We start from the raw sequence: 17,898 nt of genomic DNA, 5'->3' as shown, positions 1-17,898 counted from the left end.
TATCTCCTATATACAAAAAAGCGTCTCATTATAGAGAGCGGGCGCGCCTTTTTTGTTCGCTCTCGAGTTCATACAAAAGATCCATATAATTTCGCATGATCGACGCACTCTCTCCGCCGAGGTACCGGGTCCAAAGACGCTCCCTCACCTCAAAGGGAGTCGTCGAATACTCCCGGTGAATCTCCATCAGCACATCGGAAAGCTCATGCTGGTCCGATGCGAACCATAACCCGTCAATGTCCCTTTCACCCATGAAAATGGAGATGTCGAGCCCGTTTGTATGTGAAAGGATAACGACCGGCAGACCGAAGACCAGGGCTTCCAGAGATACGGTGGTCCAGGACGTTACGACCGTTTCGACCTGAGGGAAAATATCGAAGGTCGCCTCTTGGGACACCTCGATATCACGAAACCCCGCCCTCCGTGCAATCGAGAATACTTCCCGGCTGATATCACACACCGGGTGGGATTTCACCACCAGGGAAAACCCGTTCTTCTTGCACGCATAGATGGTCATTTCGACCGACGTGACGGCATCCCTCGGGTGAATGGACGCGGGCAGAAACACCTTCTTTGTTTTTCCGGCGGCCCGAGACGGTGTGAGAAACTTCTCCCGCTCATACCTGAGGCTTCCCAATACCTTCAGCGTATCCGGATTGAAACCCGATTCCAAAAAATAGTGACGGTTCTTCTCACCGGAAAGAACGATCCCGGGCGGTATGGGAAGATGTGAATCGAAGTGTTTCTTCTCATCATCAAGCACGGGAATCTCTTCCGGAGAGAAAAAATAATTAATGCTCATCGGTGAAATCGTGGAGTGCTGGCACCCCACAAGCTTATCGTGATGCCCCGTCCGCTTGAAGGACATGGCCAGAGATCGCTCCCACTTATGAAATTCCAGAAAATAGAAAAACACCGACACCCTATCCCCATGCCGTCGCAAAAAATTCTTCACGCCAAAATAATGTATCAGCTCCCTCGGCATATACGGTCCGATAAAACTCCTGCGAAATTCATTTCGAAAGACATGATACAGGTCGATGCCGCAAAACTGAAAGGCCTTTTTGTACGAAAGCGTCCTCTCGAATTGCAAGAAACGGAGAACGGGGCGTGGGTCTAAAAAGGATCTAATAATATCAGTCGCCTTTAAAAATGCATGCAGCGGAATTATTTTGTGAAGATCCGTTCTCGTTTTCTTCCCGCACCTTTGTATCTGTTCGAAATACGGCCTGATTCCATTGGTGAACGAAAGGAAGAAGGTTCGATATCCCCCTTTTGTTTCCAGCTCATCCGGGAGACATCCGTACATCCTCTCACGGCTGTTATCGCCGTCGAGGAACCATGTCTCGGGGAAGAGGGAATAAAAACCGACCGAGCGGGACCCTTTTTTTAGAATCGCCCCGTCGGTATACCTCCAATAGATACAGAGGCAGAAGAAAAACGTAAACATGGTTCTGAGCATATGCCTGAACCGCTTTTTCAGAAACCACACGATGCCCTTATCACGATGAGTATACGTGCTGTGCGATGCGTCGACTTCGATCCCAAGACCGGCCGCAAGAGATTTCAATGCGAGGAAGAAACCCTCCTCTTTGATATGAAGCATCACCCTGGACGGCGCATGTCTCGAGAGTATTTCCCGGGTCATCAGAAGTTGAAGGCTGTACTGTATGGCGGGGCTTACCAGGGTGTTTTTCTCGGACGGATCGGATAACCACCAAAGGGGAAATCCATCACAACTAAAGCGGTCCAGAAAACGATGTGCTTTCACATGCGTCTGTATCGGCCAGTGTGCGATAAATTCTATGTAGTCTTTTTTGAACGCTTCCTGAAGCGCCCATGATTCTTCCCGCGAAAGACCGACCCGTGTTATCCCTCTCTTTTCAAGCTCGAGATCCCACTCAACGGGAAAGAGAGTATCGCCGAGCCAGAGAAACTGTACGTTCGGTGAAGCCTCGGAAGAAACATCGAGAACCGCCGGATCCCACACATCCATTATCCACAGAAAGCCCACCTGTCACCTGCTTGAGAATATTTCCAGAAGACTACCGATTCTCGTCATCGATTACGATGTGTTTCTCTTGAGAATCGTTGAAGATTGAAGATTCCATCTCCTGGACACATTCCAAGAGTCCCTGCCCCATATCAACGTAGTAATTGCTGACCAGCTTGTGTCCGATCTTTGGAGTATATGAGTAGGGCGTCATGCGATAGTGATCGTTGCTGTCCTCATTATTGAAGGAGATATCAATCCGCCCGCCGAGCATTTCCTTGATCGTCTCAAGCAATTGACGATATTTGATCGGATGATGACCGGTGATCGTTACCTGCTGGTTGGCGAACTCCTCATCCAGCACCTGCGAAGAAAGCCGTGCGGCGTCTCTGACATGGATGTATTCACGGATCTCCTCTCCGGTTCCCGACCCCATTATCTTCCCATCCTTGAGCGCCTGATACAGATAACGCCACACGCTGTTCCTGTTGTCAGCCCTGGGGCCATACAGCGTCCCAAAGCGAAGGATCGTATATTCAAGGCCGTACCTTCTGTGATATTCGTGGATATAGGTCTCCGCAGCCTGCTTGCTGCACCGGTAAAATCCGCCCTTTTCACTGTATACATAAATGGTACTGGCATAGATAAACCGCCGTATGTCGGCCTTACGGCATGATTCAAGCAGAAGGATGGTGCCCAGGACGTTTTGTCTCACCGTCTCCGCCGGACGAGTGGACGCATTATCGAGATCGGCAATCCCCGCCAAGTGGTATACCGCTTCGCACCCCTCAACACTTTTGTCCAACGCATCCTGGTCCAGAATATCAACCACCATCATTTCCTGATTTTTTTTCTGATATTCCGATCTGCGAATATCGACAATTCTCACGTCATGGCCCTTATCCGAGAGACTATCGGCAATATGACTGCCTATAAAGCCCGAGCCCCCTGTAACCAATACCTTCATACGCCCTGTTACCTTTTTTAATGAATACACAGTACGACCGATCCCCGACGATGAACGGTATGCCGGGACATCTCTCCCACTCTGTACAAAACCCGCCTTCCCGCACCCACCGGCAGCTCTACTCCATACCGCCCTCAGATATGGGCCGCAATGTCAGTACACCTTCTTTTCAACGGCTCCTCTCATGTTTGAAGCCGCCGGAATCGTCACGCAACCTTGTATGACCGATTCAATCGATCGGCATCGACATATCCATGTGCAATAAGATACTGGACGATCTTCTCGGCGCTTTCTTCGGGGGTCTCCGTACCTGAATAGACCGTGATTTCCGGGTTCTCCGGCTCCTCGTAGGGGTCGGATACGCCGGTAAAATTCTTTATCTCCCCCGCCAGGGCCTTTTTGTACAATCCCTTCACGTCCCGCTCCACGAGCACGTCGAGGGGGCACTCGCAGTATATTTCTATAAATTTGTCTCCGACCTGCTCCCTGACGGAATTTCTCACCTCTCTGTACGGCGAGATAGCCGCGCCGATGGCGATCACGTCGTTTCTGGTCAAGAGGTTGCAGACAAAGCCGATACGCTTGATATTAATGTCGCGATCCTCTTTGGAAAATCCCAGACCCTTGCTGAGGTTCGTCCGAACCACGTCTCCGTCCAACACTTCAACCTTATATCCTGATTTTTTCAGCGTCTCTTCCAGTATTTTACTGACGGTGGTCTTGCCGCTTCCGGAAAGCCCGGTAAACCAGAGCGTCGCACCGGGGTGCATAAAATCTCCCACGAGTTACCTCCTGAATCACCTGATCTGTTTGAAAATGCGAAACGGGATATCTCCCTTCGCTCGCCTCAATCTTTCAGTGTTTTATAATACTCAATAAGAACGCTCGATGTCTCGGGCCGCATGAATTTCTCCTCCGGTACCTCGCCCCGGGACAGGATTTCTCGAAGCTTCGTCCCCGACATGGTCGTGGGCTTCAGCCCCTTCACCCGCTCATCCTCCATCAGCGCCACCCGGCCCAGCTCCTCGTAAAACGCCGCAAAGCCGACGTTCAGGTTGTTGACGGCAAGGTTCCCGTTGAGGTTGCCGAACTTCTCCTGGGCGTCGAAATCCCCCCAGATGGGGCTGCCGTCGTCGAAGGGGGCGTCGGCATGTTTTCTGCCGATGATGATGTCGGTAAACCCGTAATTCTGGCGATAGATCGCGTGCATGATCGCCTCTTTCGGGCCGGCGTAAAACATCTTCATGTCAAGACCGAGCAACATGAACTGGTCGTTGATGTCGTATCCGGCCTTCTCCCAGATCGCCTCATCCTTATCGCCCCGGCCCAGGGCCCTGTTGTCCAGCAGGGCCTGATAGGTCTTCATGCGCACGGTCGCGGGCACGTCGTCGGACTTGAGCTCCCCCAGAAGGGGATTCAGGACGATGCCCGCAAACCTTCCCTCGGCGGTGAGACGCTCCACCGCCACGACCATTGCATATTCATGGGCGCGATGAAGGGGATTCCTCGTCTGAAACGCGATAATGCGCTCCCAGCCCCGCTCCATAAACAGCTTTCTGGAATCATTAGGATGGAGCTGGTGCGATGAGGACATCCCCCGGTACATCTCGGGGAATACCCACACACTCCCGCCGACCAGCGTTTCCCGCTCATCGTTCAGAATGATGCGGGCCCCGGGATGGTCGGTCCGGTTCGTGCCGTATACCGATTCCAGGTACATCATCTTGTCAAATTCGAACACATCCTCAACTTCAAGGAGGCCCACGGGATTCCCCTCAGGATCGGTGACGACGGCTTCCTTTTTCCCGGAAAGACCGCTCTTTTCGTCATCGGTGACGGGGAAGGCGATGGGGATGGTCCAGGCGTAGGATTCTCCGCCGGAGAGGATGCGCTCGTCCGCCAGCACCTCATAAAACACATCACTGTTCATAGGACCTGTCAGGGGGCTGAGGGAGCCGTCGCCGATGCGTCGTATCGTCGAAAGGTCCGCCGGAGACAACATTAGCTTCGGCAGCTCACCGGCACGGGCTTGGACCTCCCGCGCCCTCTCTTCGGTTATAATGCGATTGATGGGCGCTTCCAGCCCACCGTGGACCCTCTTGGGTCCCGTGTCGATTTTTGTCATAACTCTGTCTCTCCTGCGTTCGTGCACCAGGGTTCATGAAATCGCGCGTGCGATGCATACGGATATCCGTTTATGTCGATCACGTATGACTCCTCGGGGTCTTTACCTGTTTTTGTATATCACAGAATTCCTGTTTTATCGCTCGTTTTACTGAAGCGTATATATTTTTTCGTGCTCTATGCCCAATTCCGAAAGCCTTTGTCGTTTCACATCCACATCTTCGAGAGAGGTAATCAAGAGAGCATCCCAGTGCACCGACGGCAGTTTCTCCGGCGGGATGATCGACATGTGGAACACCGAACCGGTGCCGGTGTCGTCGGCGATTGCCGTCAGGGTCATCCCCGTTTCGCCCAGAAAGAGACACGCCAGCTCACAGATGTCGCCGGTGCCGTAGAACACAAGCGTCTCAGATCCGGCGCTCTCTATCTCGACAAGGCGTTCTTCGATCTGGGTTTTGATCGACCGATAGAAATCCAGGGAATACTTGAGGTATTCCATGGTCAGCCTCGATTTTTCCATGAATCCCTTGGGGGTGATAATGTATGCGAGACGCCTGGGCGGAATGGTGGTGATCTTCATGTAGCCCTTTTTGATGATGCGCTTTATGAAAATATTTGTCATGCCGATGGAGATCCCCAGCTTCCCCGCCAATTCCCGCTGGGTTATATTATCTTTATTCTCCACCTCCTCCATAATGCGGAGGATTCGCAGATCTTCTTTGTCCATAACATTATATAACAATAATACGATGTTCAATTATTGAATTTTATTGTTTTAGAGAGGACCTGTCAAGAAAAAACGGACCGGGGACACGGCCCCGATGCGCCACTTGACAAGCCGTCACGCCGATGTTACCATCTGCGTGGGTTAATGTCTCTCAGTAAGAAGAATATCGACACCCTGCACACAAAGCCACAAGGAGGACGCGCAAAATGACCGAAGAGAAGAGCCTGTACGAGCAGCTCTCCGATAGGATCATGACATCCGGCTCAAAAATTATACCGGAGCTGTTCGCATTTATCGCCAGCGACGACGAGGCCCGGTTGATGCTGGCGACTCCGGGAACCGTCGACGAATTGAGCGAAAAAACGGGAAAGGATAAAAAAACCACTCAGGAGATGCTCGATGAACTCTTTCATAAGGGATTGATGTTCAAGTCCACCAAGGACGACATAACGAAATACCGCATGTGTAGGGATATCGTCCAGTTTCACGACGCGACGATACTGTGGCCGGAGGCTCCGAAGGAGTACCATAACCTCTGGAAGAAATATATGGACACCGAATGGTCTTCATACGCCAAGGTGATTGAAAAGGTGGTCAAGGACCCCTTCACCAGAGTTGTGCCGGTGGGGCAGTCCATTGAGGCGGATTCCCAGGTCCAGACCATCGATGACGTGATGAAGATTCTCGACAACGCCCGGAGGTTCGCGGTGACGAACTGCACGTGTCGAACCATAGACGGCAAGTGCGGCGCCCCCCTGGAGGTGTGCGTCCAGGTGGATAGATCCGCCGATTACGCCATCGAGCGGGGAACCGGGAGGGAACTGACCCGGGACGAGGCCAGAGAAATCATCGAAAAATGCGACGAGGAGGGACTGGTGCACGTCATCATGAACAGCGCGTCCAAACAGAATTTTATCTGCAACTGCTGTCGGGATTGCTGTCAGACCATGCCGGTCTTCATCAAGGAGGGAGTCAATATCCTGGCTCCCAGCAGGTTCACCGCCCAGGTGAACGAAATCGAGTGTACCGGATGTGAATCGTGTATCGAGCGGTGTTTTTTCGGCGCCATTTCCATGGAGGAAGACGACACGGCCCTCGTGGATCCGGACAGGTGCATGGGGTGCGGCGTGTGTGTTCCCGCATGTCCGGTTGAGGCGATTATCCTGATAGAAACACGGGATGTGGATACCATCCCCGCCTGACGGGAATTCGGCGAACACTCACAAAAGATGTTTTTGTTTCCAAACGACCGACGCGTTTTTCGCGTCGGCCTTTTTTTAAATTCGAAAGAACCTCCCCGCCGGCGTCCGGATCTTTCGGGTGCCATTTCACCCATACGTCGACAGACTCGGATATAACACGAACGCCCCGACATCACATGTTGATATCAGGGCGTTCTTCGTGATCACACTGTTTACTGAAAATATGCCTCCGGGTATTTCGCCGCCCGTTATTTCCCGTCGATTCGAACGACCGCCTTCTCGGCCGTCTTTCCCACGTTCTGAAACAGGTAGTAGAGGGCCACCACCGAGAGGACGATATAGATGGGCAGCTTGGGGACAAGGTAGTGGTTCTTGTAGAGGTAGAGCCCGGCGAAATAGAGGAGGTTATAGACGACGAATACTCCCATATCGATCATGAGGAGCCGTCGGAACCGTATGGCCGCCCTGTGTTTGAAATTCCAGTACTGAACGCTGAAACGGAGGAAAAGAACGCCGGAAAAGAGGTAGTAGAGGGCGAACAGGCCGGAGAGAAACAGGTCAAAGGCCCCGGGATCTTTCGGGACGTCAAAGAGCGTATCGGTCAGAAATCCGAGCAGCAAAGACAGGTGGGAGAAAAAATTGATGGCCAGGTTGAAAAACGCCAGCACAATACCGAAAAAACCGACATACCAAAAACCGAAGGGCACCTCGTCATAGAGGCGATAATCGGGAAATAATCGATCGGACAGCTTTCTTTTTTTCTCATCCATGTGTGTTATTTCCTTCCTCCGGTCCGCTGTGCAACTCGGCGTTACGAGCCCGATTCGGTCCCGGCTTCTCTTTCCGTCCGGGACGTTTTCCCCCGGCTCTTCAGGTAATAATAGAGCCCGGCCGCACCCATTACGGCCACGACGGCGATCATCTGGGATGTGGAGACCGTACCTCCCAACCAAAACCCCCTCGGATCACCCCGAAAAACCTCCAGGATGCTCCGCAAGACAGCGTACAGAATCACGTATGCGAGTATCTGCTCCCCGTCGAAATTCGATCTTCTCCGCCGCTGAAAGAGAAACAGAAACAGGAGCAGATTGGCGACGACGGCGTAGAGCTGGGCGGGGTGAAGCGGCACCCCCAGCGGCGCAATTTCTGATTTGGTGAACACGACTCCCCAGCATAAATCGGTGGGACGGCCGTAGCAGCACCCCGCCATGAAACAGCCGATACGGCCGATGCCCTGGCCCAGGGCGAAAAACGGGGCGGCGATATCCGCCCACAGCCATCCGTTGAGTTTGTGCGCCCGAAAGAAGATCGCCCCCGCGGCAATCGCGCCGAAAAAGGCCCCGTACCATACAAGCCCCCCCTCCCATATCATGACGGTCCTCAGGGGATTGGCGATGAAGAAGGAGAGGTTGACCAGCACATAGGCGAGCCGGGAGAAAAACAGGCCGGAAATCAGCGCCCAGAAGGTCAGGTCGATGCCGGTTTCCACCGAAAGCCCCCGTCGCTTCACCTCCAGCAATCCCCAGCCGAAGGAGACCAGAAACGCAACGGACATGCACAATCCGTAGGTGTAGATCGTCAGTCCGTCTATGGAAAAAAGAACCGGATGCATCAGCCGCGTTCGGCCTCCCGTTCGAGGCGGGGCTCCCGTATCAGGAGTTCATATGCCAGAATGACGATTCCGACGGTGATGGCCGAATCCGCCACGTTGAATACCGGCCAGTGCAGATCGTATATATGGGCGTCGACGAAATCGCGAACGAATCCCAACCAGACCCGATCGATGAGGTTGCCCACGGCCCCGGAAAATACCAGCGCCAGGGAAACCTGGTAGGCGACTCTGTTCCCCTCGGCTTTCACGAAGAGATAGAACACAAGCAGCATCGCCAGAATCGAGACCCCTATCAGAAACGGGAGCCGGGCGCCGTCCGGCAGCTTCGCCATGATGCCGAATGCCGCGCCGGTATTGCTGATGTAGCGGATATCGAGAAAATTCGGAATGATCTCGATACGCTCGCCCAGGCGCATGGTGGTGTCGATGAGGTGCTTGGTAATCTGATCAAAGACAATCACGAAAACCGCGATGATGGAAAACATGATAATCTTTCGCCGGTTTTCATTCTTCTCCGGAATTTTGTGCGCGTCCGTTTTGGTCATTATGCGTCTTTCCCTCCCTTCAGGTTACCGACGCATCGCCCACAGATATCGGGATACGCGGCATCACTTCCGATGTCCTCGGTATAGTGCCAGCAGCGGGGACATTTCTCCCCGGGGGCCTTTTCCACCGCGACAAACAGGTTCGGGATATCCTCGTTTTCTGTGGCGTTTTTCGGGGCGTCATCGGCCAGCACGACGTCCGAGACGATGAATATATCCGCCAATATCGACTCATAACTGGCGAGGATATCCTTTCTCCTGCCGGCGGCGGAAAGCGTCACCCGGGCGTCCAGGGAATGGCCGATGACCTTCTCCCGACGCGCCTCTTCGAGGACCTTAGTCACGGCACTCCTCGTTTCGTAGATAACCTCCCAGGTTTCCTCCAGGTCAGTATCACGGAACGCCTCGTCGGCCTCCGGGAAACCGACAAAATGCACGCTCTCTTCTTTATCGTCTCCCGGCATCTCCTGCCAGATTTCCTCGGCGGTGAACGAGAGGATGGGCGCCATGAGCTTGACCATATCCTTGAGGATTATGTACATGGTCGTCTGGGCGGCCCGCCGCTCTTTGGACGACGCACCCGTGGTATAGAGCCTGTCCTTGATGATGTCAAGGTACTGGGCGCTCAGGTCCACGGCGCAGAAGTTGTGTATGGCGTGATAGATCACGTGAAATTCGTAGTCGTTATACGCCTTCAGCACCCGGGAAACCATCTTTGTAAAGGCCGAAAGGGTATAGCGATCGAGATCGGTGAGATCACTCATCGGGGAGAAATCGGTTTTCGGGTCGAAATCGAAAAGGTTGCCCAGGATAAACCGGGAGGTGTTCCTGATGCGGCGGTACGCCTCGCTGGTTCGCTGAAGGATTTCCTGGGAGACTCGGATATCCTCCCGATAGTCCACGGCGCTCACCCAGAGTCTGAGAATTTCCGCGCCGTATTTTTCGATGACCTCGTTCGGGGCGATGAAGTTCCCCAGGGACTTGCTCATCTTTCGGCCCTCGCCGTCGACCAGGAATCCGTGGGTCAGCACCTCCCGGTAAGGGGCGCGGCCCCGGTTGCCGACGGAGATGAGAAGCGATGAATGGAACCAGCCCCGATGCTGGTCGCTCCCCTCGAGATACATATCCGGCACCGGCTTCAGCCCGGGCCGCTTTTCGCACACGGCGGCGTAGCTGGAGCCGGAGTCGAACCAGACATCCAAAATGTCCTCACACTTGGTGAAGCTCGTTCCCTGACAGTTCGGACAAGAGAATCCTTCGGGTAAAAATTCCTTGACGTCCCGGTCGAACCAGACGTCCGCCCCATCTTTTTCCATGGCGGCGGCGACCTTTTCGAGGCTCTCGGGATTGATGATATCGGCGTTGCACGAATCGCAGTAGACGACCGTGATGGGCACGCCCCAGGATCGCTGACGGGAGATGCACCAGTCCGGACGGTTCTCTATCATCCCAAAGATGCGGTCTTTCCCCCACTTCGGTATCCAGGTGACCCGCTCGATCTCCGATAAAGCCTTTTCCCTCAAGCTTTTTTCATCCATGGAGATAAACCACTGGGGGGTGGATCGAAAGACGATGGGCTGTTTGCACCGCCAGCAGTGCGGGTATTGATGGCCGTATATCTCCGTGCGGAGAAGGGTGCCCGTCTCTTCGAGTTTTTCGTTGACGCTCTCGTTCGCATCGAAGACGTTCCGGCCCGCGAAGAGCTCCACATCGTCGGTGAAATTGCCGTAATCGTCCACCGGCGCGTAGATGGCAAGACCGTACTTGAGGCCCGATTCGTAGTCCTCCTGGCCGTGGCCGGGAGCGGTGTGGACGCAGCCCGTACCCGCATCGAGGGTCACGTAGTCTGCCAGGATGATGACCGACTCCCGATCATAGAGCGGGTGCTTCGCCTTCTTGTACTCCAGTTCTTTGCCCTTGAATGTCGCGAGGGTCGTATACTCGCCCATACCGAAGGACGGTAACACGAGGTCCGCCAGATCCTGCGCCAGGATCAGCACCTCGCCGGGCTTCACCTCGGCGGCGATGTATTCAAACTCCGGATGCACTGCAATGGCGAGGTTCGCCGGGATCGTCCAGGGTGTGGTGGTCCAGATGATCACGGAGACGTTTTTGCCCGAAAGTTCCGGAAAGAGGTCCGACAGGTCGTCGATCATCGGGAACTTCACGTAGATCGACGGGGATTCGTGGTCGTGGTATTCCACCTCCGCCTCGGCCAGCGCCGTCACGCATGAGGCGCACCAGTACACCGGCTTTTTGCCCCGGTAAACCGACCCGGACTCGGCGAACTTTGCGAACTCCCGGATGATGGTGGCCTCGTAGTCGTAGGTCATTGTCAGGTAGGGATCGAACCAGTCGCCGAAGACTCCCAGCCGGATGAACTCGTTTCTCTGGATATCGATGAATTTTTCCGCGAACGTCCGACAGCGTTTTCGAATTTCGCTCTTGGAAAGCTCGAGCTTTTTCTCGCCCAGCTCCTTGTCCACCTGGTGCTCGATGGGAAGCCCGTGGCAGTCCCACCCGGGAACGTAGTAGCTGTCGTATCCCATCATGAAGCGGGATTTGACGATCAGGTCCTTGAGAACCTTATTGAGGACCGTGCCCAGGTGAATGTGCCCATTGGCGTAGGGGGGCCCGTCGTGAAGGATCCACTTTTCCCGGCCCTTGGAGATGTCCATGATTCTCTCGTATATCCGCATCTCCTCCCATCGGGAAAGGGTCTGGGGCTCTCGCTTGGACAAATTCGCCTTCATGGGGAATTCGGTTTTCGGAAGGTTGAGCGTATCCTTGTAGTCCATCTCCTGCTCCGATCGCTGTGTATGCCGGGAACGGGCGATCTATTGCCTTTTTTACCCGCCCACTCGTCCCGACGGGAAACCAATATATACAGATAAACTTAGAAAGATTATCACGCGATTTCATTTTTTGTCAAGGAGAAACTCCCCGACGGTTGCACGCCCGTACCCCGGCCGGTCTCCGCCCCTTCAGGGAGGTGATTCGATGGCGGCCGTGTATAACACCGCAAACAAGCACGATTGGACACCTCCCGTTAAAGGGAAATATATGGATTCCCTTTTTTTAAAGAGGGAGGGTGCCAGAGGGGGAACTGGGGATGTTTCGTCCGCCGTACGGGGAATTCAGACAGTGCCCCCGACACCATACCGAAAACAGGCCTGCGGGGGATGCGCGTCCCCCGACAACGGGGACAACTCCCCCTGTCGACCGCGGTCATATCCGCCCCCTTGCGGGGTGATCGGTTTCGTGGTAAAATTTTATTTTTTTAGCGCACACTCCCGTTTGATATATATACCCGGATCCATCATTGGGTCTCGCGTCACCCGGCGCCGGCGGAGGTTTCTCTATTTATGAAAAAAACAGCTTCGTCTCTTTTCAAAACCGCCGTCGACCGGTTTGTGGATTTTTCCCACTGGCTTCAGGAATTTACCGACGTCAACCCCGATGTCGTTAAAAAAGTTTTCGTCACCCTGATGGTGATCCTTCTCATCTGGTTTGTCAGGACCGTCGTTCTCAGAATCGCCTTCCAGTGGGTCAAAAATATCAAAGATCGCTACCAGTGGCGTAAGATTTCAACATATATCAGTGTCTTTTTGGGCATCCTCATTATCGGCCGCACCTGGTTTGAGGCGTTCCAATCCGTGGTGACCTTTCTGGGGCTCCTTTCCGCCGGCCTCGCCATCGCTCTTAAGGACCCCCTGGTCAACCTGGCCGGATGGGCGTTCATCCTGTGGCGGCGCCCCCTGGAAGTGGGCGATCGCATCCAGATGGGAGAACACAAAGGAGACGTCATCGATATCCGCATCTTTCAGTTCACGCTTCTTGAAATCGGCAACTGGGTGGACGCCGACCAGAGCACCGGGCGTATCATTCATATACCCAACGGCAAGATATTTACGGAGATGCAGGCCAACTATTCAAAGGGCTTTGAATATATCTGGAACGAGATACCCGTCCTGCTCACCTTCGAGAGCGACTGGCAGAAGGCAAAGGAGATACTGAAGGAAATCGTCGACGCCAACGCACTGCATCTGACGGAACGGGCGGAGAGAAAGGTCCGCCAGGCGGCCAGGAGATTCCTCATTTTCTACACAAACCTGACACCCGCCGTATATACCAGCGTCAAAGAAAGCGGAGTGCTCCTCACGATCCGGTATCTGTGCGCACCGAGAGACCGGCGGACGAGCGAGCAGGATATCTGGGAGGATATTCTCAGGGCATTCGCCGACCATGACGATATCGATTTCGCCTACCCGACCCAGCGCTTCTATGCCAATTACCTCGAGGGGGAAAAAGGTGCCGATCCGGCCGGGACAGCAGCGCCGCCCGATACATCCCGAACCGGCCTCCCGAAAAAGACGAAATAACCCCCGCCGGAAATTATTACCTGCGGCCGTTTCGCGCACATTACAGGGAGAGCTCCATATCCTGCCGTGCGGCGAAGCATAAAAGCCCGCTCTCCCTTTTCAGTGCGATCTGTCGACTCTCCCGCTCGATACGCGCCAGCCCTTCATCAGACCGCTCATGGTTGTGATGCCACAGGCACAGTCTCTTCACGCCGGCGTCCGCGGCCAGGTCCACCGCATCCGCATATGATGAATGCCCCCAGGACCGCACACGCCCGTATTCCATCGGCGTAAATTCCGCGTCGTGTATCAAGAGGTCCGCGTCCCGACAGAACTCCAGGTATTCATCATACGTCGCGCGCCCCGGATGTTCGTACCCCAGCTCATTATCGGTGAGAAACACCATCGTCGTATCCCCTTCGGTCAGCCGATAGCCGAGCCCGCCGCCTGGATGGCTGATCGGTATGGAGCGGATGGTAATCGTGCCGATACGATATTCGGAGCCGTCTCCATTGCGGTATTCCCTCCGGGCCGTGATGTTCTCATAGTCGACCGGGAAATGGGGAGGCGACAGTAACGACGAAATAAGATCCCTGACGGCGCCCTCCTTCCCCCGGTATCCGTAGAGCCACAACCGCGTGGAGGAATTATGAAGCGGTTTGAAATAGGGAAGTCCGAACAAGTGATCCCAGTGGCCGTGGGTGAAGAGGATATGAAAATCGGTCTTACCCTTTTGATACGCCTCGGCTCCCAGCCTCCGGATGCCGGTGCCCGCATCGAGAATGATGGTATCGCCGCTGTTCGCGACGACCTCCAGACATGTCGTGTCGCCGCCGAACTCCACGTATTCGGCGCCCGATACGGGGGTGGAACCCCGGGCGCCCCAGATCCTTATCAGCATGAACTTCCCCGAATGAGATTCAGTACCTTTTGAATTGTGTAACAAAATCAGCCGCGCACGATACGGACGACGGATCCCCTTTCCCCTCCGCACATGGGAAGGCTTCTGGTTTACCCGTATACACGAACTCTGTGCGGAATATAAAACAGGCCGCAAAAAATCGACAGGGACATGCCTGCAGCACGGCCGTATTACCGATCAGGCACATCGCACATCGTCACATCAGGTTTTTTTATATTACAGGATGATCTCCATATCCTGGTATGCAGCGATACACTCAAGTTCTGCACCCCGCTCCTTCACCAGCCTCCGGCAGTCCTGGAGCATCCAGTCCACCTGGTCATCTTTCCTGTCCTGGTTGTGGTGCCAGAGGCACAAACTCTTGACCCCGGCCCGTATCGCCATATCCACCACATCGTTATACACCGAGTGGCCCCAGGTCTTCGTTTTCTTGTATTCCTCGGCGGTGAACTCCGTATCGTGTATCAAAAGGTCTGTGCCCTTGGAAAATTCGAGATAATCGTCAAATTCTCTGCCGCCCGGGTGGACATAGGTCAACTCGTTATCGGTCAAAAATACGAAACTTTTCCCGTCCTCCGTAAGCCTGTAGCCCATCCCCTCGTTGGGATGACTGATCGGAATCGCCTGAATCTCAACCGATCCGATGGCAAACTCCAGTTCACACTCGCCTTGATATTCAATGTGTGCGTTCAGATTGTCGTAATTAACCGGGAAATTGGGCGGGTTCATGACCGGGGAGACGAGACCTTTAATGGAATCCTGGGCCATTTGGCCGCCGTACATCCAGATACTGGTGTCGTCCTTATACAGCGGCTTGAAAAAGGGAAATCCCAGCAGGTGGTCCCAATGCACATGGGTAAACAGCATATGATAGTCGGTGCGTCCCTCTTTCACCAGCAGGTTTCCCAACCGTCTCAGACCGGTACCGGCGTCTATGATAATGATGTCGTCATTCTTTGTACGAACCTCGAGGCAGGTGGTGTCTCCGCCGTATTTGATATAATCCCTGCCGGATACCGGGATGGATCCCCGGGCACCCCAGACCCTGATCTTCATACCTTATTCCTCCCAAGACACAATGACCGAATGTATATATATAAACAAATTGTTCGCGAGCATCACCACATCAATCGAGAGAACTCCTGATCGCTCCATCTATTTTGGGATATTCAAATTCAAATCCCGCATCCGTCAGTCGCTTCGGCACCACCCGCTGTCCTCGGACCAGAACGTGCGAGAACTCACCCAGAACGATCCGAAGCACCGGGGCCGGAATCGGCGGCAGAAACACGGGACGGGAGAGCTGAGCCGCCAGACTCTTTGTCAAATCCCGATTTGTAACGGCCGCGGGCGACGTACAGTTGACCGGTCCCGTAATCTCGGGATGTTCCATTAAAAACAAAAACGCGCGGCACAGGTCGTCGAGATGTATCCATGAAAACCACTGGCGCCCGCTCCCCAGGGGACTTCCCAATCCCCATCGAAACAGCGGTATCATCCGGCTCAGAGCGCCGCCGCCCGGCCCTATAACGATGCCGAACCGGGTGATGACCACCCGAGCGCCGTATTCTTCGGCCTTGCGTGCGGCCCGCTCCCAATCGGCGGCGATTCGGGCAAGAAAATCATCCCCCGCCGGAGCGTGTTCCGTCAACTCATCGTCCCCGGTAAAACCATAATACCCCACCGCCGAGGTACTGAAGAGCGTCGTGGATTTTTTTCCTCTCTTCCCGACGGCGGCCACGAGATTCTCGGTCGTGGCCATGCGGCTTTCTCGGATGAGCGCCTTTTGCCGTTTCGTCCAGCGGCTGAAGATGGACGCCCCGGCCAGATTGATGAATGTGTCGTGCCGGGCGGCCTCATCCTGCCAGGGGCCGGGGCGGGTCGGGTCTCCCTCGAAAGGCGCCGCACCCTCTGGCAGACCGGGAGGATTTTCGCCGTAACGGCACAGCACCGTCACCTGCATCCCCGCATCAACGAGCGTCCGTGCCAGGGCGGTTCCCACAAATCCGGTCCCGCCTGTCATAAAAACGGTCACGACACATCTCCTCACGCAACGCGGAATGCGTTTTATGGATCACCGTCGCCCACCAGGGGACGGATCGCGTCGACGGAGAAATAGACGACCGACACGCCCTCGGTCTCGGTCCCTTCGGCTTTTTCCGGTCGCTTCCTTCGCCTGAGAGCCTCGATGACCGCCGCATCGCCGCTCTCTTTGATACTCGTCAAATAGAACCGTTTTCCCGAATACCCCTCACCCTTTTCTATGAAAACATACGCTGCATGAGGATTCGACCGAAGGTTCCGATACGATCTCCGGTGCCTCATGATAAACGCCAGGGTGCCGTCATCCAATACGTGCGGCCGTCCGTATACGGCGCCGTTGACCAGTCCCTCGTCATCCGATGTTACCAGTACGCCGAATCCGTCGGTATCGTCAAAATACTGTTTCAGGTTCACGGGCGCCTTGCTCCCGATCGAGTCAGGGTTTGCGTTTTGCTCTTCGTTTTTTTACTTTCCATTATACCGTTCATTCCGACTGTGGCAAACAGTTTATTTGAAGAGACCACACCCTCCCGAGTGCCGAGAAGTTTCTCTTTCTCCGTCGGCACACCCCATTACAAACAGATTTCTTTCTTTGCGTCGTTTTTCTCGGTATGTAGTATTATGATACAATACAACTTACATTTATTTTTGTGTCCTATATCACAGTTTCCAAAAAGGAATGTATCACAACATACCGGTCACGTTTTCTTCCCGGTACCCTGAAAAAAACCTTGATGCCTCACACATAAAAGCGCAGAGCGGCAAAAAGCTCCTCACCTCACCATCGAACACCAACAGCACCGATCTTCGGCGTTACACTACGCTTTTTCGGTTTATCCTTGAATACACGTGCGAAAAATTATAATATATATCAATAAAAGAAAACAGAACGAATCCACTTAAAAGCCGTTCTGTTTTCCCACTCGGTATTTTTAAAACATTTATATACACAGGAGGACATATGGGAATCGAAGTCGGCGGCATTCTTGGCCTTATTCTTTTAATAGCGGATGTCTGGGCCATCGTGAAGACGGTTCAGAGCAGGGCGTCCACGGGTAAAAAGGTGTTCTGGATCGTCGTGATCATCGTTCTGCCTATTATCGGCTTGATGTTCTGGCTCCTCATGGGGCCGAAGAAGTAGAAATGCACACAGCCCCGGACGATCCGGACATTGAAAAAGGCGGGAATCCGTATAACGAAACGACCGGCCGAGAACGGCCGGTTTTTTCTGAAGACACGTCTCGATTTGTGTAAAACAGGCAGATGCTTTCGAAAGAGAGCATCTCTTCCATGTCTCTACATCCCTCCACAGCAGAACACAAGCTCATCCCTTCCCGCTTTTTTTTATCGGAAATAATACATTTCTATAAAAGACTTGACAACATATCATGATTTAGTTACG

16 protein-coding genes are annotated in these 17,898 nt (G+C 54.0%); 3 read left to right on the top strand and 13 right to left on the bottom strand.

What is annotated here, in order from left to right; translation table 11 throughout:
* Window positions 1-28: 28 nt before the first annotated feature.
* The 5 genes from JW885_07385 to JW885_07365 all read right to left on the bottom strand — a co-directional run bounded on the left by JW885_07385 (window position 29) and on the right by JW885_07365 (window position 5,811).
* Entirely contained in the window at window positions 29-1,996 is a 1,968-nt protein-coding gene (locus tag JW885_07385) for a hypothetical protein (GenBank protein MBN1881978.1), read from the bottom strand.
* Between the two features lie 49 nt (window positions 1,997-2,045).
* Window positions 2,046-2,960 (bottom strand): NAD(P)-dependent oxidoreductase, encoded by a 915-nt coding sequence (locus JW885_07380; GenBank protein ID MBN1881977.1) that lies wholly within the window; start codon window positions 2,958-2,960, stop codon window positions 2,046-2,048.
* Between the two features lie 206 nt (window positions 2,961-3,166).
* Window positions 3,167-3,730, bottom strand: a complete 564-nt coding sequence (gene cysC, locus JW885_07375) for an adenylyl-sulfate kinase (GenBank protein MBN1881976.1) — start codon at window positions 3,728-3,730, stop codon at window positions 3,167-3,169.
* 77 nt (window positions 3,731-3,807) lie between these two features.
* Window positions 3,808-5,085 carry a sulfate adenylyltransferase gene (locus JW885_07370; GenBank protein ID MBN1881975.1) on the bottom strand — a complete coding sequence of 426 codons (1,278 nt, stop codon included), beginning with the start codon at window positions 5,083-5,085 and terminating at the stop codon, window positions 3,808-3,810.
* A gap of 147 nt (window positions 5,086-5,232) precedes the next feature.
* Window positions 5,233-5,811 (bottom strand): winged helix-turn-helix transcriptional regulator, encoded by a 579-nt coding sequence (locus tag JW885_07365; protein ID MBN1881974.1) that lies wholly within the window; start codon window positions 5,809-5,811, stop codon window positions 5,233-5,235.
* A gap of 206 nt (window positions 5,812-6,017) precedes the next feature.
* Between JW885_07365 and JW885_07360 the strand changes: the two genes are divergently transcribed.
* Window positions 6,018-7,013 carry a 4Fe-4S binding protein gene (locus JW885_07360; protein MBN1881973.1) on the top strand — a complete coding sequence of 332 codons (996 nt, stop codon included), beginning with the start codon at window positions 6,018-6,020 and terminating at the stop codon, window positions 7,011-7,013.
* Between the two features lie 248 nt (window positions 7,014-7,261).
* On the opposite strand, the gene JW885_07355 is transcribed toward JW885_07360, so the two are convergent.
* The 4 genes from JW885_07355 to ileS are packed head-to-tail and all read right to left on the bottom strand — an operon-like array spanning window position 7,262 to window position 11,968.
* The gene (locus tag JW885_07355; GenBank protein MBN1881972.1) at window positions 7,262-7,783 is read right to left on the bottom strand and encodes a hypothetical protein; all 522 of its coding nucleotides are present in this window, start codon (window positions 7,781-7,783) and stop codon (window positions 7,262-7,264) included.
* 41 nt (window positions 7,784-7,824) lie between these two features.
* Window positions 7,825-8,625 (bottom strand): prolipoprotein diacylglyceryl transferase, encoded by an 801-nt coding sequence (gene lgt / locus JW885_07350; GenBank protein ID MBN1881971.1) that lies wholly within the window; start codon window positions 8,623-8,625, stop codon window positions 7,825-7,827.
* Window positions 8,625-9,170: a signal peptidase II gene (gene lspA, locus JW885_07345; protein ID MBN1881970.1), complete on the bottom strand. Its 546-nt coding sequence runs from the start codon at window positions 9,168-9,170 to the stop codon at window positions 8,625-8,627. Before lspA ends, lgt begins: the two co-directional genes overlap by 1 nt.
* Window positions 9,170-11,968 (bottom strand): isoleucine--tRNA ligase, encoded by a 2,799-nt coding sequence (gene ileS / locus JW885_07340; GenBank protein MBN1881969.1) that lies wholly within the window; start codon window positions 11,966-11,968, stop codon window positions 9,170-9,172. The genes lspA and ileS overlap by 1 nt, the downstream gene beginning before the upstream one ends.
* A gap of 567 nt (window positions 11,969-12,535) precedes the next feature.
* On the opposite strand from ileS, the gene JW885_07335 reads away from it, so the two are divergent.
* Window positions 12,536-13,552 (top strand): mechanosensitive ion channel family protein, encoded by a 1,017-nt coding sequence (locus JW885_07335; GenBank protein MBN1881968.1) that lies wholly within the window; start codon window positions 12,536-12,538, stop codon window positions 13,550-13,552.
* A gap of 40 nt (window positions 13,553-13,592) precedes the next feature.
* Here the strand turns inward: JW885_07335 and JW885_07330 are convergent, their stop codons facing one another.
* The 4 genes from JW885_07330 to JW885_07315 form a co-directional block, all read right to left on the bottom strand.
* Complete coding sequence (locus JW885_07330) at window positions 13,593-14,432, bottom strand: MBL fold metallo-hydrolase (GenBank protein MBN1881967.1); 840 nt, start codon at window positions 14,430-14,432, stop codon at window positions 13,593-13,595.
* A 237-nt stretch (window positions 14,433-14,669) separates the two neighbouring features.
* On the bottom strand, window positions 14,670-15,509 hold the full coding sequence (locus JW885_07325) for an MBL fold metallo-hydrolase (GenBank protein MBN1881966.1): 840 nt from the start codon (window positions 15,507-15,509) through the stop codon (window positions 14,670-14,672).
* A 70-nt stretch (window positions 15,510-15,579) separates the two neighbouring features.
* Window positions 15,580-16,488 carry a TIGR01777 family oxidoreductase gene (locus tag JW885_07320; protein MBN1881965.1) on the bottom strand — a complete coding sequence of 303 codons (909 nt, stop codon included), beginning with the start codon at window positions 16,486-16,488 and terminating at the stop codon, window positions 15,580-15,582.
* Between the two features lie 32 nt (window positions 16,489-16,520).
* Window positions 16,521-16,910, bottom strand: coding sequence for a pyridoxamine 5'-phosphate oxidase family protein (locus JW885_07315; GenBank protein ID MBN1881964.1), 390 nt, complete (start codon window positions 16,908-16,910; stop codon window positions 16,521-16,523).
* Between the two features lie 547 nt (window positions 16,911-17,457).
* Between JW885_07315 and JW885_07310 the strand changes: the two genes are divergently transcribed.
* A complete protein-coding gene (locus JW885_07310) occupies window positions 17,458-17,637 on the top strand; it encodes a PLDc N-terminal domain-containing protein (GenBank protein MBN1881963.1) in 180 nt (59 codons plus the stop codon).
* Window positions 17,638-17,898 lie beyond the last annotated feature (261 nt).

Source organism: Candidatus Zymogenaceae bacterium, assembly GCA_016931225.1.
Lineage (GTDB): Bacteria > Desulfobacterota > Zymogenia > Zymogenales > Zymogenaceae > JAFGFE01.
This window is presented reverse-complemented; position numbering and strand designations above follow the sequence as displayed.

What these genes read in the sequence shown, in the direction of transcription:
- JW885_07330 (MBN1881967.1), bottom strand. Translation starts at nt 14,432, where the DNA reads ATGCTGATAAGGATCTGGGGCGCCCGGGGTTCCACCCCCGTATCGGGC.
- JW885_07310 (MBN1881963.1), top strand. Translation starts at nt 17,458, where the DNA reads ATGGGAATCGAAGTCGGCGGCATTCTTGGCCTTATTCTTTTAATAGCG.
- lgt (MBN1881971.1), bottom strand. Translation starts at nt 8,625, where the DNA reads ATGCATCCGGTTCTTTTTTCCATAGACGGACTGACGATCTACACCTAC.
- JW885_07370 (MBN1881975.1), bottom strand. Translation starts at nt 5,085, where the DNA reads ATGACAAAAATCGACACGGGACCCAAGAGGGTCCACGGTGGGCTGGAA.
- JW885_07385 (MBN1881978.1), bottom strand. Translation starts at nt 1,996, where the DNA reads ATGGATGTGTGGGATCCGGCGGTTCTCGATGTTTCTTCCGAGGCTTCA.
- lspA (MBN1881970.1), bottom strand. Translation starts at nt 9,170, where the DNA reads ATGACCAAAACGGACGCGCACAAAATTCCGGAGAAGAATGAAAACCGG.
- ileS (MBN1881969.1), bottom strand. Translation starts at nt 11,968, where the DNA reads ATGGACTACAAGGATACGCTCAACCTTCCGAAAACCGAATTCCCCATG.
- cysC (MBN1881976.1), bottom strand. Translation starts at nt 3,730, where the DNA reads ATGCACCCCGGTGCGACGCTCTGGTTTACCGGGCTTTCCGGAAGCGGC.
- JW885_07365 (MBN1881974.1), bottom strand. Translation starts at nt 5,811, where the DNA reads ATGGACAAAGAAGATCTGCGAATCCTCCGCATTATGGAGGAGGTGGAG.
- JW885_07355 (MBN1881972.1), bottom strand. Translation starts at nt 7,783, where the DNA reads ATGGATGAGAAAAAAAGAAAGCTGTCCGATCGATTATTTCCCGATTAT.
- JW885_07360 (MBN1881973.1), top strand. Translation starts at nt 6,018, where the DNA reads ATGACCGAAGAGAAGAGCCTGTACGAGCAGCTCTCCGATAGGATCATG.
- JW885_07325 (MBN1881966.1), bottom strand. Translation starts at nt 15,509, where the DNA reads ATGAAGATCAGGGTCTGGGGTGCCCGGGGATCCATCCCGGTATCCGGC.
- JW885_07335 (MBN1881968.1), top strand. Translation starts at nt 12,536, where the DNA reads ATGAAAAAAACAGCTTCGTCTCTTTTCAAAACCGCCGTCGACCGGTTT.
- JW885_07380 (MBN1881977.1), bottom strand. Translation starts at nt 2,960, where the DNA reads ATGAAGGTATTGGTTACAGGGGGCTCGGGCTTTATAGGCAGTCATATT.